Here is a 14,153-nt window from a genome sequence, read left to right as displayed (position 1 = left end):
GGTATGAGAATGCATTGCACGATCGTGGGCGCACCGATCCAGGCCGGCTCAGGCCGCATGGGCTGCGAGATGGGGCCGAGTGCGCTGCGCACGGCCGGCCTGGCCACCGCACTGACCGAGCTCGGCCATACGCTGACCGACCTCGGAACGATCGTCCCGGCCGACATGCGTCCTGTCGTACACGGCAACGCGGCGGTGAAGGCGCTGCCGGAAATTGCCGCCTGGACGGCAGCAATCAGCGAAACGGCCTATGCCGCGAGCGCCGATGCGATGCCGATCTTTCTCGGCGGCGACCACAGCATTTCGGCCGGTACGCTCGCCGGCATTGCCCGCCGGGCCGCGAATGCCGGCCGGCCGCTCTTCGTGCTGTGGCTCGATGCGCACCCCGATTTTCATACGCTCGACACGACCACCAGCGGCAATTTGCATGGTGTGCCGCTGGCCTACGCCAGCGGGCAGCCCGGCTTCGAGGGCTATTTCCCCCGCCTTGCAGCGCAGGTGGACCCGGCTCGCATATGCGCGCTGGGGATCCGCAGCGTGGACCTGGCGGAAAGGGAAGCGTTGCGCAGAGCCGGCGTGACGGTCCATGACATGCGTTCGATCGACGAGCACGGCATTGCGCAACTGCTTCGCGCCTTTCTCGAGCGGGTGAGCGCCGCCAACGGCATGCTGCACGTCAGCCTCGACGTCGATTTTCTCGACCCGTCGATCGCCCCGGCGGTCGGCACCACCGTTCCAGGTGGCGCCACCTTCCGCGAGGCGCATCTGGCAATGGAAATGCTGCATGACAGCGGCCTCGTCACCAGTCTCGACCTAGTCGAGCTCAACCCTTTTCTCGACGAACGCGGCCGCACCGCCACGCTTCTGGTCGACCTGACCGCGAGCCTGATGGGCCGGCGGATCATGGACCGTCCGACGAGGGGGTTCTGAGCCATGACCGTCAATTTGAACATCGTCCCGTTCGTCAGCGTCGACCGCATGATGAAGCTGGTGCTTGCCATCGGCATCGAGCGCTTCCTGCTTGAGCTTGCCGCCTATATCGAAGAGGATTTCAGGCGCTGGGAGCTGTTCGACAAGACGCCGCGCATCGCCTCGCACAGCGTTGACGGCGTGATCGAGCTGATGCCGACCAGCGACGGGCAGCTCTATGGGTTCAAATACGTCAACGGCCATCCGAAGAATACGCGTGACGGCCGCCAGACCGTGACCGCTTTCGGCGTGCTTGCCGATGTCGGCAATGGCTATCCGATGCTGCTTTCGGAAATGACCATCCTGACGGCGCTCAGAACCGCCGCAAGCTCGGCGGTCGCGGCGAAATACCTCGCTCCCGAGGCTGCCAGGTGCATGGCGATCATCGGCAATGGCGCGCAATCGGAATTCCAGGCGATTGCGTTCAAGGCGCTGCTTGGCGTCGACAGGCTGCGTCTCTACGATATCGACCCGGCGGCCTCGACGAAATGCATGAGGAACCTTGCCGGCATGGGTTTCGACATCAAGCTCTGCGCGTCGGCGCAGGAAGCCGTCGAAGGTGCAGAGATCATCACCACGGTTACCGCCGACAAGCGGTCGGCAACAATCCTGACCGACAACATGGTCGGATCCGGCGTGCACATCAACGCGGTTGGCGGCGACTGCCCGGGCAAGACCGAGCTGCATCGCGACATTCTGCTGCGCTCGGACATCTTCGTCGAATATCCGCCGCAGACGCGCATCGAAGGCGAGAGCCAGCAGCTCGATGCGGATCACCCGCTCACCGAATTGTGGCAGGTGATGACAGGAAAGGCAGCAGGCCGGACGGATGCCCGACAGATCACATTGTTTGACTCCGTCGGCTTTGCGATCGAGGATTTTTCCGCGCTGCGCTACGTCCGCGATCAGCTGCAGCGGACCGGCCTTTACGAGGAACTAGACCTTCTGGCCGATCCCGATGAGCCGCGCGACCTGTTTGGCATGCTGCTGCGCGCCGAAAAAGCGACCGGGCTGGCGGTTGCCGGCAGCTGAGCTGCGATCCCGTCGGTCAGTCCTTCTTTTCCTGATACAGGCGCTCGGTCGCACGCTCGCTTTCCCTGCGCTCCGCCGGGCCGCGACGGCGCTGCGTGAGCAGGGCGTAGGCGATCAGGACTGCCAGCAGCAGTGGACCGCCTGCAACAACGAGCAACCACAAACTATTCCCAGACATCGACCGTCTCCTTTCCCTCACAACCGGAAAGGACCCGAACCGTTCCTCCGTCTTGTTGGATGTCGCCCGCAGGACGTCGTGCGATTCAGGATTTTGTGCCGCGAGCAGGACGTTCCACGCCTTGTCTGCACTCAGGATGCCCTTATCTAGACTCTTATCGTTCGGTCACATGCACTCTCTGCGAAGTGAAGGGAACCACAAGGGCTTTCCAACATTTGGTTGTTCAAGAGACAAACATGCAGCCACATCGGCTCCGGGGCTAGGAATACCATGCGTGAGAATCAATCCGACGTCTTCGATCTGTTTTCCGAGGTTTACAAGAATGCGGCGCAGGAGGAGATAAGCCTGCAGCAATATCTGCTTGCCTGCCGCGAGGACAAGTCGATGTACGCCTCGGCGCCCGAGCGGATGGTCGAGGCGATCGGCGAGCCGACCTTTGTCGATACCAGCAAGGACGAGCGGCTCGGCCGTATTTTTTCGAACCGGACGATCAAGATCTATCCGACCTTCGCCGACTTTTACGGCATGGAGGATACGATCGAGCGTATCGCCGGTTATTTCCGCTATGCCTCGCAAGGGCTCGAGGAACGCAAGCAGATCCTCTATCTCCTCGGCCCGGTCGGCGGCGGCAAGTCCTCGCTTGCGGAGCAGTTGAAAAGGCTGATGGAGCAGCGTCCGATCTATACGCTGAAGGTCGGCGGCCAGGTCAGCCCGGTCTTCGAATCACCGCTCGGGCTGTTCGATCCCGACCGCATGGGCGACCTTTTGGAGGACAAATACGGCATCGCCCGGCGGCGGCTGACCGGCCTGATCTCGCCCTGGGCGGCCAAGCGTCTCGACGAATTGTCCGGCGACATCTCCAAATTCAGCGTCGTCAAGCTGATGCCGTCCAGGCTTCGCCAGATCGGCATCGCCAAGACCGAGCCGGGCGACGAGAACAACCAGGACGTTTCGGCCCTGGTCGGCAAGGTCGACATCAGGCAGCTGGAAAACTTCAGCCAGTCCGATCCGGACGCCTATTCCTATAGCGGCGGGCTGAACCGGACGACGCAAGGACTGCTCGAATTCGTCGAGATGTTCAAGGCGCCGATCAAGGTGCTGCATCCGCTGCTGACCGCCACCCAGGAAGGCAGCTACAACGGCACCGAGAATTTCGGCGCTTTCCCCTATCAGGGCATCATCGTTGCCCATTCCAACGAATCGGAATGGCTGCAGTTCAAGAACAACAAAAACAACGAGGCGTTCCTCGACCGCATCCTGGTGGTCAAGGTGCCGTATTGCCTGCGCGTCACCGAAGAGCGGCAGATCTACGAGAAGCTGTTGCGCGAAAGCGAACTGGCTAACAGCCCCTGCGCTCCGGAAGTGCTCGACATCCTCAGCCGGTTCACCGTCTCGACCCGCCTGGCCGAACACGACAATTCGCCGCTCTACACCAAGATGCGCGTCTATGACGGCGAGAACCTCAAGGAAACCGATCCCAAGGCGAAGTCGGTCCAGGAGTACCGAAACGCCGCCGGTGTCGATGAAGGCATGACCGGCGTCAGCACCCGCTTCGCCTTCAAAATCCTGTCGCAGACCTTCAACTACGACACCGAAGAGGTGGCCGCCGATCCGGTGCATCTGATGTACATCCTGGAAGAGGCGATCAAGCGCGAGCAGTTCCCGAAGGAAACAGAGGCGGACTATCTCGATTTCATAAAGTCGGAGCTGGCCACCCGTTATGCCGAGTTCATCGGCCACGAGATCCAGAAGGCCTATCTGGAATCCTACAGCGAATACGGCCAGAACCTGTTCGACCGCTACATCGCCTATGCCGATGCCTGGATCGAGGATCAGGACTACAAGGATACCGATACCGGCCAGATCCTCAATCGCGAGGTTTTGGACAACGAACTGTCGCAGGTCGAAAAGCCGGCCGGCATCGCCAATCCCAAGGACTTCCGCAATGAAGTGGTGAAGTTCACGCTGCGCGCGCGGGCCAGAAACCATGGCCGCAACCCGTCATGGACGAGCTACGAAAAGCTGCGCGAAGTCATCGAGAAGCGGATGTTCGGGCAGGTCGAGGACCTGCTGCCGGTGATCAGCTTCGGCTCCAAGCAGGACAGCGTGACGGAGAAGCGGCATACCGAATTCGTGCAGCGGATGATCCAGCGCGGTTACACCGAACGCCAGGTTCGCCGGCTGGTGGACTGGTACATGCGGGTGAACAAGGCGGGTTGAAGCCAGCCCGGGGTAACATATGCCGATCTTCATCGATCGCCGACTGAACCCGAAGGACAAAAGCCTCGGCAATCGGCAGCGTTTCCTGCGGCGGGCGCGCGAAGAGTTGAAGCGCACGATCCGCGATCAGATCCGCACCGGCAAGATCGCCGACGTGGACGCCGAGCATGCCGTTTCGATGCCGGCGCGGGGCACCGGCGAGCCGAGCTTCAACGATGCCAGGAACAGCGGCAGCCGCCAGCACGTCCTGCCCGGCAACAAGCATTTCTCCCCAGGCGACCGGCTGCCCAAGCCCGGCCAGGGCGGCGGCATGGGGTCCGCCCCGGGGAGAACCGAATCGGAGGACGATTTCCGTTTCGTGCTGTCGCGCGAAGAGGTGCTCGACCTCTTTTTCGAAGACCTCGAACTGCCTGACATGGTCAAGCTCAACCTCAAGGAGATCCTCGCCTTCAAGCCGCGCCGGGCCGGCTTCGCCGCGACCGGCTCGCCGACCAACATCAATGTCGGGCGCACGATGCGCAACAGCCATGGCCGCCGCATAGCGCTCAGGCGTCCCAAGCAGGAGGACCTCGATGCGATCGCGCAGGAGATTGCGTCGCTGGAGGCGAAGCCGCAAAACGTCGAGATGCGCCAGCGCATCGTGGCGCTGCAGGAAGAGTTCGATCGACTGGAGCGTCGCCGCAAGCGGATCGCCTATGTCGACCCGGTCGATATCCGCTTCAACCGCTTCGACGCGCAGCCGGTGCCGAACGCCAACGCGGTGATGTTCTGCCTCATGGACGTGTCCGGTTCGATGGGCGAACGCGAGAAGGATCTGGCCAAGCGCTTCTTCGTGCTGCTGCACCTGTTCCTGAAGCGGCGCTACGACCGGACCGAGGTGGTCTTCATCCGCCACACCCACGAGGCGCAGGAGGTCGACGAGGAAACCTTCTTCTACAACACCCAGAGCGGCGGTACGGTGGTTTCCACCGCGCTCGAGGAGATGCACCGCATCGTCGAGCAACGCTATCCCAGCCGCGAATGGAACATCTATGTCGCCCAGGCCTCGGACGGTGACAATTTCGTCACCGATTCCGAGCGCTGCATCGCCCTGCTCGACGAACAGATCATGCGGCTGTGCCAGTATTTCGCCTATGTCGAGATCCTCGACGAGCGCGAGAGCCACATCTTCGGCGCTACCGACAACGGCACGTCGCTATGGCGTGCCTACAGTGCGGTCAAGCTGAGGTGGTCGAATTTCCAGATGAGCCGCATCGCCACCGCGGCCGACATCTACCCGGTTTTCCGCCAGCTCTTCGCCAGACAGCCGGGCTATCAAAAGAGCGGTGAAAGAGGGGGCTGATGGCGAGCAGATCCGGGCTGCTGTTTTCCGGTTCCGACTGGGATTTCAGGACGCTGTCGCGCGCCTACGAGACCATCGAGGCGATCGCCACCGAAGAGCTCCACCTCGACACCTATCCGGTACAGATGGAGATCATCTCGTCCGAACAGATGCTCGACGCCTATTCCTCGGTCGGCATGCCGCTGATGTACCGGCACTGGTCCTTCGGCAAGCACTACCTCTACCAGGAACTGCTCTATCGCAAAGGCGGGCGAGGGCTCGCCTATGAACTCGTCATCAATTCGAATCCCTGCATCGTCTATCTGATGGAGGAAAACACCATGGCCCTCCAGGCCCTGGTGACGGCGCACGCAGCACTCGGCCATAACCATTTCTTCAAGAACAATTATCTTTTCCGGCAGTGGACGGACGCCGGCGCCATCCTCAGCTATCTCGACTTCGCCAAGGGCTATATTGCCCGCTGCGAGGAGCGGCACGGCGTCGATGCGGTGGAAGAGATCCTCGATGCCGCACACGCGCTGATGGAACAGGGCGTGTTCAGATATCACCGGCCGCCGAAGCTGTCGTCGGAAAAGCAGCGCGAGGGCCTTCGCGAGCGCCTGGAATACGAGGAGCGCTCCTACAACGATCTGTGGCGCACGCTGCCGCCGTCCAAGGACGGCACCAAGGTCCGCGAGACGGACACCATGGCGGAGCGCAAGAAATCGCTCAAGCTGCCCGAGGAGAACCTGCTTTATTTCCTGGAGAAGAACAGCCTGATCCTGGAACCGTGGCAGCGTGAGGTTATCCGGATTGTCCGCGTTATCGCGCAATATTTCTATCCACAGCGCCAAACGCAGGTGATGAACGAGGGCTGCGCCACCTTCGTGCATTACACGCTGATGAACCTTTTGTTCGACCGCGGGCTGATCGGCGAAGGTGCCATGCTGGAGATCCTGCGCAACCATTCGAACGTGATCTTCCAGCCGGGCTTCGACGATCCGCGCTTTTCCGGTATCAACCCTTACGCGCTGGGTCTCGACATGATGCAGGACATCCAGCGCATCTCGACCGCGCCGACGGCCGAGGACCGCGACTGGTTCCCCGATATCGCCGGCAACGGCAACTGGCGCCAGACCTTGCTGGACGCCTGGGCCAACCATCGCGACGAGTCCTTCATCCGCCAATATCTGAGCCCTACCCTGATACGGAAATGGCGGTTCTTTGTGCTTGCCGACGCTGCCAACGACCCCCATTACGAAGTCGCCTCGATACACAATGAGCGCGGCTACGAGAGTATCCGCAGCGCACTCGCCCACAGCTACGACATCGGCGCCAGCCGGCCTGACATCCAGGTGGTGGATGTGGACCTGCTCGGCGACCGGCATCTGCGCCTGCAGCACAAGGTCAAGGACGGCATCGTGCTGGAAGGCGGCAGCCGCGACGCCACGCTGCGCCACATCCGCAAGCTCTGGGGCTACGAGGTCAGCATGGTCGCGGTCGACGCGCAGACCGGCGCCAGGCTCCACGAACGCTCGACCAGCCAGATCGGGGAATGACCGAACAGCCTGCCGGCGAAGTCGGGCGCCTTTTCAGGATCACCAACCACCCTGTCTACGCGCGCGCCACGAGGGCATGGTCGGGAGCAGGAAACATGCGCGCATTGACGATCGCCACGCTTCTGTTGGTCGCCGTCTCGATGGCGCTCTCGCTCGCGCACGCTTTGGAATTGCCCGGCAAGTTGCGCCTCAAGGAGGCCACCTACAGATCAGTGCAGGCGATCTACTATCCCGGCTTCACAATCGGCGGGTTCGCCGAGATCGGCGGCATCATTGCACTCGCCGTCCTGCTTTACCTGACGCCCTATCCAAGCGCCCGATTCTGGTGGACCTTGGCGGCGCTTGTCTCATTGCTGGCGGAGCACGCGACCTATTGGTTGGTCACCCACCCCGTCAATAATTTCTGGGTGCAAGACACTGTCCTGCCGAAATCCGCCGCGACGTTTTTTTCAATGTTCTCTCGAAAGCAGACCGGCGACTGGAGAGATTTGCGCAACGTCTGGGAGGCTTCGCATGTGGTCAGGGCAGGCCTGGCAATGCTGAGCCTCGTCTCAATTGCTGTCGCCGCGACATTTTTTGCCGAATAGCCCCAGGGATTAAGGTCAAGGGACGGACCCGGCATCGTATTGACTTAACGTCAAGCGATCCGGCCGTTCAGCGGTCGGCGCGATGCTTGTTGTGGGCGCTTTCCTGGTGCTCGCCGCGGATGATGTTGCGATCGTCGGGATCGGCAATATCCTTCGGGTCCAATCTGAGCTCGGCACCGCGCCGGAACGCCTCGCGCTCTTGCCTGGTCTTTTTCAAATCCGCTTCCGCGTCGAAATCCTTGCCGGCGTTTTTCGTGTTCTCGCGCTCTTCGATGATGCGCAATTGCTGCTCATGAGTCTTCTTTCCGGCCATTGGTGACCTCCTTCCTTTCGATTTTCCGCTTCCCCAAGTTCCAGATTCGCTACAGCCCGAAAGGATAAGTCTCGGGAAGGCCTGTCCCCGCATGCTCCGGCCCAAGCGGCGTCACGGCATTGGTCTCATCGAACCAGACGAAAGCATCGAACTGGCGGGCGAGCGAGGCGTCGGCATAGTGGCTGTGGAGCTCGGTCTCGGGCCGGTAGATGACGCCGATAAAGCGTTCCAGCCGGCGCTCCAGAAGCCGTTGGCGCAGCGTGTCGTCGCGCTCGAAATCGAGCAGGAAAGGCGAGACGCCGCTGTCGTGGCAAAGCCGCTCATAGCTGTCGTTGTGGGAAGGCCGAACCGGTTTCACTTCCATGTCGCCGTCCCAGTCGGTGGCAGCGGCCACCGTCCCGGAATGCGTACTGAGCCCAATCAAGGCAACCTCGTCGCCAAAACGCTGGCGGCAGAGCTGGCCGATGTTCAATTCGTCCCTGACGATCCCCATCTCGGTATAGCGGGCATCGCCAATATGGGAATTATGTGCCCACACCACCGCCTTGGCGTTCGGGCCGCGGGCCTGCAGCAGGTGCTCCAGCGTTTCGAACATGTGGGTGTCGCGCAGGTTCCAGGATTGCGCGCCGCCATAATACATGGTGCGGTAATAGCGCTCGGCGGAGGCGACCAGGCGGGCGTTCTGGGTGGCGTCGAGGAAATCGAACCCGTCCTGCTGCGCATAGTCGAGCTCTCTGGCAAGCAGTTCCCGGCATTGCTCGAGCACGGCCTTCTCGCATTTCTGGTAGCCGGAGGTGAGTGCGACACGGCCATAAGTGGCCGGGTCGTTCTGCCACGGAGTCAGGCAGCCGTAGCGTTCGCGTGCGATCCTCGCCGCCTGCGGATCGACCCGGTCGAGATATTGCAGGACCGCCGCGATCGACCCGCCCATATTGTAGATGTCGAGGCCATAGAACCCGGCCCGCCGGGAGGATATCCTGATCCGCTCATTATGCTCTCGCATCCAGTCGACGAACGCCGCGACGTCGGTGTTGCGCCACATCCAGGTGGGAAAGCGCTGGAACGGCGGATCGGCGCCCGGCCGTGGTGGCCGGTGGCGGACGTAACGGTCGATCGCCGCGGCATCGGGCCAGTCGGCCTCGACCGCGACGATGGTGAAGCCATGCTTCTCGATCAGCCTGCGAGTGATCGCGGCGCGCGCACGATAGAACTCCGACGTGCCGTGGCTGGCTTCGCCGAGCAAGACGACGCGGCGGTCGGCAAACCGGTCGAACAGCGCACCGAAGGCCGGATCGTCGAAAACCGGAAGCGGTTCGGCGGCGGCCGCTATCATCTGCGGCAGGCTGCTCCTGCGCTGATGCCGGTGCGGAAGATCGGCCGCTATCTGGCTGTCGCTGCCTGGCTCGCCCCAGCCTTGCTCGCCGATCAGCGGAACAAACCGCACGCCGCCGAAATCCTCCTCGGTGTAAGTTGCTGCGCCGGTCCGGGTGACCTTGAGTAGGCGCTGCGCGTCGAATTCATCGCCGACCGGGATGATAAGCCGGCCGGCGACGTCGAGCTGTTCTTGCAGAGCGAGCGGTGCGCCGGGTCCAGCGGCTGCAACCAGGATCGCATCGAAGGGTGCAGCCTCTGGCCAACCCTTGGTGCCGTCGCCGGTGCGGACTTCGATATTGTCGTAGCCAAGCTTTTTAAACCGCTGCCTTGCCGATTCAGCCAACGCGGCGTGGCGCTCGATGGTGTAGACACGTTCGACGATCCGGCTCATTACGGCAGCCGCATAGCCCGAGCCGGTGCCGACCTCGAGAACATGGTCACCGGCTCCGACCCCGGCCATTTCGATCATCAACGCAACGATATAGGGCTGCGATATCGTCTGACCTTCGGCGATCGGCAGCGGCCCGTCTTCATAGGCAAATTCTTCAAAACCGGGCTCGACGAAAGCCTCGCGCGGGACCTCGCGCATCGCCTGAAGGACATTGCGGTCGCGAATGCCACGGCGGCTTAGGTGAATGTCGACCATTTGGTTGCGGGCATGGGAGAGATCGAGCATTTTTTGCTCCTCCTACGGGCCTCCGCCACAATCGCCCAAGCTGCTCAACGGCACTTTGGCCAGTCGATGTCCCGGGGGCCTCGGCAGTCCCCTTGGATTCATGCAATGCGGTGCAGCTTCCTAACCGTTGGCAAGCCCCGAGGTTCCCCAAAAGACCGACCCGCTTTTTGTCGCGCGAGGCGGGTTGCAGGATCGGCAAGCGGGAGCTGGCCGCGCCCGCCCAAACTTATTTCGAGGCAAATCCTTTCTCCGAGGCGACGCCACTCCAGATAACGACGGACGAGGGTATTCCGGAGGCATTCCATGAACGACGAGGCCCGCACGACTGCGCAAACAACCGGCCTTGACCAGATGGATCTGATGGACCGCTACTGGCGCGCCGCGAACTACATCTCGGTTGGTCAGATCTATCTGCTCGACAATCCGCTCTTGCGCGAGCCTTTGCGGCCCGAGCACATCAAGCCGCGGCTGCTCGGCCATTGGGGCACGACGCCCGGCCTCAATTTCATCTATGTGCATCTGAACCGGATCATCCGTGAACGTGGTCTCGATGTTCTGTTCATCTGCGGGCCGGGTCACGGCGGCCCGGCAATGGTCGCGAACACCTGGCTCGAGGGCACCTACAGCGAAATTTATCCCGAGATCGGCAGGGACGAAGACGGCCTGCGAAAGCTGTTCCGGCAGTTCTCGTTCCCCGGCGGAGTGCCGAGCCACGCGGCCCCGGAGACACCCGGCTCGATCCACGAAGGCGGAGAGCTCGGCTATGCGCTGGTCCATGCCTTCGGCGCCGCCTTCGACAATCCGAACCTTGTGGTTGCCTGCGTCGTCGGCGACGGCGAAGCCGAGACCGGCCCGCTCGCCGCGGCCTGGCATTCCAACAAGTTCCTGAACCCGGCATCCGACGGTGCCGTCCTGCCGATCCTGCATCTCAACGGCTACAAGATCGCCAGCCCGACGATCCTCGGCCGTATGGAAGACGAGGCGTTGCGCAGCCTGTTCCTCGGCTATGGCTACGAAACCTTTTTCGTGGAAGGCCACGAGCCTGCCCCGATGCATCGGGAGATGGCCCGCACGTTCGATACCGTGCTCGACCGGATCCACTCCATCCAGGAGCCTGCACGAGCCGCGGGCTGGAAGGGAGAGCGGCCGCTGTGGCCGATGATCGTGCTGCGCAGCCCAAAGGGCTGGACCGGGCCGAAAGAGGTCGACGGCAGACGAGTCGAGGATTCCTGGCGTTCGCACCAGGTGCCGGTGTCGAACGCGCGCGGCGACGCGGCGCACCGCCAGATCCTCGAAGACTGGATGCGCAGCTACGAACCGAAGACGCTGTTCGATGAAGGCGGGCATCTCCTGGCGGAGATCGCGGCGCTGGCGCCCATAGGGCCAAGACGCATGGGCGCAATCCCCTACGCCAATGGCGGCCTGCTGAAGCAAGACCTCGTGCTTCCCGACTGGAAAGGCCTGGCGCTCGACGTACCGCGTCCGGGCGGCACTGTTGGGGAGGCGACGCGGACCGTGGGGAGCTATCTTCGCGACGTGATCCGCTTGAACGCCGAGGCCAGGAATTTCCGGCTGATGGGACCCGACGAGACGTCCTCGAACCGCCTCGACGACGTGTTCGAGGTTACGGACCGGGTCTGGATGGAGCGGATCGAGCCTTACGACGTTCATCTTTCCCGCGGCGGCCGCGTCATGGAAGTGCTCAGCGAGCACCTTTGCCAGGGCTGGCTGGAGGGCTATCTGCTGACCGGCCGCCACGGCCTGTTCTCGTGCTACGAGGCGTTCGTCCACATCGTCGATTCCATGGTCAACCAGCATGCCAAATGGCTGAAGACCTCCGGCGAACTTGCCTGGCGCAAGCCGATCGCCTCGCTAAACTACCTGCTGACCTCGCATGTCTGGCGGCAGGATCACAACGGCTTCAGCCATCAGGATCCAGGCTTTGCCGATTTCGTCGCCAACAAGAAGGCCGACACGGTAAGGCTCTATTTCCCGCCGGATGCAAACACGCTACTGTGGATAACCGACCATTGCCTGAAAACCTACAACCGCATCAACGTCATCGTCGCCGGCAAGCAGCCGGCGCCGCAATGGCTGTCCGCCGAGGACGCGGAAGCGCACTGCAAGGCCGGCGCGGGCATCTGGGAATGGGCCGGGACGGTTGCCAAGGGCGAAGATCCGGATGTGGTCCTGGCTTGCGCCGGCGACGTGCCGACGCTGGAGACGCTTGCCGCAGCCGACATCCTGCGCTCGGGCGTTCCGGACCTGAAGATCCGCGTCGTCAATGTCGTCGACCTGATGATTTTGCAGTCGAATTCCGAGCATCCGCATGGCTTTGCCGACCATAGATTCGACGCGCTGTTCACCAAGGCCAAGCCGGTCATCTTCGCCTATCACGGCTACCCCTATCTCATTCACCGTCTGACCTACCGGCGCGCCAACCACGACAACATGCATGTGCATGGCTTTCGCGAGGAAGGCACGACGACGACGCCGTTCGATATGGTCGTGCTCAACCAGCTCGACCGCTATCATCTGGCGCTCGCCGCGATCGCGCGCGTGCCGGGGCTGGCCGAGCGGGCGAAGGAGCTTGCCGCGGCGCTGCATGGGAAATTAGCCGAGCACAAAGCCTATGTCCGCGAACATGGCGAGGACATGCCCGAGATCCAGAAATGGTCCTGGCCGCAGGACGGCGCGACAAGGGCCGGCGATTGATGCGACGATCGATCCTTGCGTTGAATGCCGGCTCGTCGAGCATCAAGTTCGGACTTTACGACCTTGCAGCATCCGCCGAGCTGGATCTTGCCTCGCGCGGCTCGCTGGATCTGGGCGATGCGCCAAGGCTGACCGCGAAAGCCGCCGATGGCGAGTTGCAGTGCGATCGGCCACTTGCCGCTGACGCATCACGCGACATGGGCCTCGGCCAGATGCTGCAATGGATCGAGAACGAACTTGGCGGAAGGAAACTGATCGCCGGCGGCCATCGCATCGTCCATGGCGGGCGCGAGTTCGTCGAACCTGTTCGCCTGACGCCGACAGTTATCGAGGCTCTCGACAGACTGACGCCGCTTGCGCCATTGCACCAGCCGCGCAGCCTCACACCAATCCGGGCGCTTGCCACGCTGCGGCCCGACCTGCCGCAGGTCGGATGCTTCGACACGGCCTTCCATAGGACCATCGAGCCTCTGGTCAGCCGTTTTGCGCTGCCGCGCCGCTATGAGGCAGACGGCATCCACCGCTACGGCTTTCACGGGCTTTCCTACGAATATGTCACGGGCCGGCTCAAGCAGATATCGCCCGATCTGGCGGCGAAAAGAACCATCGTCGCCCATCTCGGCAACGGGGCGAGCCTGTGCGCCATGCGCGACGGGAGAAGCGTCGATACGACGATGGGCTTTTCGGCGCTTGACGGCCTGGTCATGGGCACACGCTGCGGCGCCATCGATCCGGGCGTGCTTTTGTACCTGCTGCTGGAAAGAGGTGTTTCGGGAGAGGCGCTGCAAGACATGCTCTACGAGGAATCCGGCCTGCTCGGCGTGTCCGGCATTTCCGGCGACATGCGCACGCTGGAGGCCAGCGACGACCGCCGGGCGCGCGAAGCGGTGGAGCTTTTCGCCTTCCGCGCCGCCAGGGAAGTTGCCGCCCTCGCCAACACGCTGGGCGGGCTGGAATGCCTGGTGTTCACCGGCGGCATCGGCGAGCACTCTGCCGCGGCCCGCAAAGCGATTTGCGGCAGGCTTGGCTGGCTCGGCGTGGCGATCGACGAAGCCGACAACAACTCCCATGAAGCGCTCATAAGCCAGGCGGACAGCAAGGTCGAAGTCCGCGTCATCGCGACCGACGAAGAAGGTGTCATCGCCCGCCACACGCGCAAGGTGATCGACCGGCCTGGCTGATGCGGATGGCCTTGAATGGCGCTTGCTC

The 14,153-nt window shown here is 62.6% G+C and carries 11 protein-coding genes; 8 read left to right on the top strand and 3 right to left on the bottom strand.

Going from position 1 to position 14,153, the window contains the following annotated elements; translation table 11 throughout:
• Window positions 1–9: 9 nt before the first annotated feature.
• Together rocF and ocd are read left to right on the top strand one after the other, a co-directional pair.
• The gene (gene rocF / locus NKH78_RS05975) at window positions 10–930 is read left to right on the top strand and encodes an arginase (protein ID WP_352476948.1); all 921 of its coding nucleotides are present in this window, start codon (window positions 10–12) and stop codon (window positions 928–930) included.
• Between the two features lie 3 nt (window positions 931–933).
• On the top strand, window positions 934–2,001 hold the full coding sequence (gene ocd, locus NKH78_RS05970; RefSeq protein WP_352736883.1) for an ornithine cyclodeaminase: 1,068 nt from the start codon (window positions 934–936) through the stop codon (window positions 1,999–2,001).
• Between the two features lie 16 nt (window positions 2,002–2,017).
• On the opposite strand, the gene NKH78_RS05965 is transcribed toward ocd, so the two are convergent.
• The gene (locus tag NKH78_RS05965) at window positions 2,018–2,179 is read right to left on the bottom strand and encodes a hypothetical protein (protein WP_254815787.1); all 162 of its coding nucleotides are present in this window, start codon (window positions 2,177–2,179) and stop codon (window positions 2,018–2,020) included.
• 270 nt (window positions 2,180–2,449) lie between these two features.
• Here NKH78_RS05965 and NKH78_RS05960 point away from each other — a divergent pair, with 270 nt between their 5' ends.
• The 4 genes from NKH78_RS05960 to NKH78_RS05945 all read left to right on the top strand — a co-directional run bounded on the left by NKH78_RS05960 (window position 2,450) and on the right by NKH78_RS05945 (window position 7,866).
• The gene (locus NKH78_RS05960; RefSeq protein ID WP_254815786.1) at window positions 2,450–4,399 is read left to right on the top strand and encodes a PrkA family serine protein kinase; all 1,950 of its coding nucleotides are present in this window, start codon (window positions 2,450–2,452) and stop codon (window positions 4,397–4,399) included.
• 19 nt (window positions 4,400–4,418) lie between these two features.
• A complete protein-coding gene (locus NKH78_RS05955; protein ID WP_352476946.1) occupies window positions 4,419–5,741 on the top strand; it encodes a YeaH/YhbH family protein in 1,323 nt (440 codons plus the stop codon).
• Entirely contained in the window at window positions 5,741–7,279 is a 1,539-nt protein-coding gene (locus tag NKH78_RS05950) for a SpoVR family protein (protein WP_352736885.1), read from the top strand. The genes NKH78_RS05955 and NKH78_RS05950 overlap by 1 nt, the downstream gene beginning before the upstream one ends.
• 95 nt (window positions 7,280–7,374) lie before the next feature.
• On the top strand, window positions 7,375–7,866 hold the full coding sequence (locus tag NKH78_RS05945) for a DUF1772 domain-containing protein (RefSeq protein ID WP_352476945.1): 492 nt from the start codon (window positions 7,375–7,377) through the stop codon (window positions 7,864–7,866).
• A 67-nt stretch (window positions 7,867–7,933) separates the two neighbouring features.
• On the opposite strand, the gene NKH78_RS05940 is transcribed toward NKH78_RS05945, so the two are convergent.
• Together NKH78_RS05940 and NKH78_RS05935 are read right to left on the bottom strand one after the other, a co-directional pair.
• Window positions 7,934–8,179 (bottom strand): hypothetical protein, encoded by a 246-nt coding sequence (locus NKH78_RS05940; protein ID WP_352882284.1) that lies wholly within the window; start codon window positions 8,177–8,179, stop codon window positions 7,934–7,936.
• A gap of 49 nt (window positions 8,180–8,228) precedes the next feature.
• The gene (locus tag NKH78_RS05935; protein WP_352736888.1) at window positions 8,229–10,229 is read right to left on the bottom strand and encodes a protein-L-isoaspartate(D-aspartate) O-methyltransferase; all 2,001 of its coding nucleotides are present in this window, start codon (window positions 10,227–10,229) and stop codon (window positions 8,229–8,231) included.
• 303 nt (window positions 10,230–10,532) lie between these two features.
• On the opposite strand from NKH78_RS05935, the gene NKH78_RS05930 reads away from it, so the two are divergent.
• A complete protein-coding gene (locus NKH78_RS05930; protein ID WP_352882280.1) occupies window positions 10,533–12,944 on the top strand; it encodes a phosphoketolase family protein in 2,412 nt (803 codons plus the stop codon).
• Complete coding sequence (locus NKH78_RS05925; protein ID WP_352882277.1) at window positions 12,944–14,125, top strand: acetate/propionate family kinase; 1,182 nt, start codon at window positions 12,944–12,946, stop codon at window positions 14,123–14,125. Before NKH78_RS05930 ends, NKH78_RS05925 begins: the two co-directional genes overlap by 1 nt.
• Window positions 14,126–14,153: the final 28 nt, after the last annotated feature.

The organism is Mesorhizobium sp. M0910, assembly GCF_040319465.1.
Lineage (GTDB): Bacteria > Pseudomonadota > Alphaproteobacteria > Rhizobiales > Rhizobiaceae > Mesorhizobium.
This window is presented reverse-complemented; position numbering and strand designations above follow the sequence as displayed.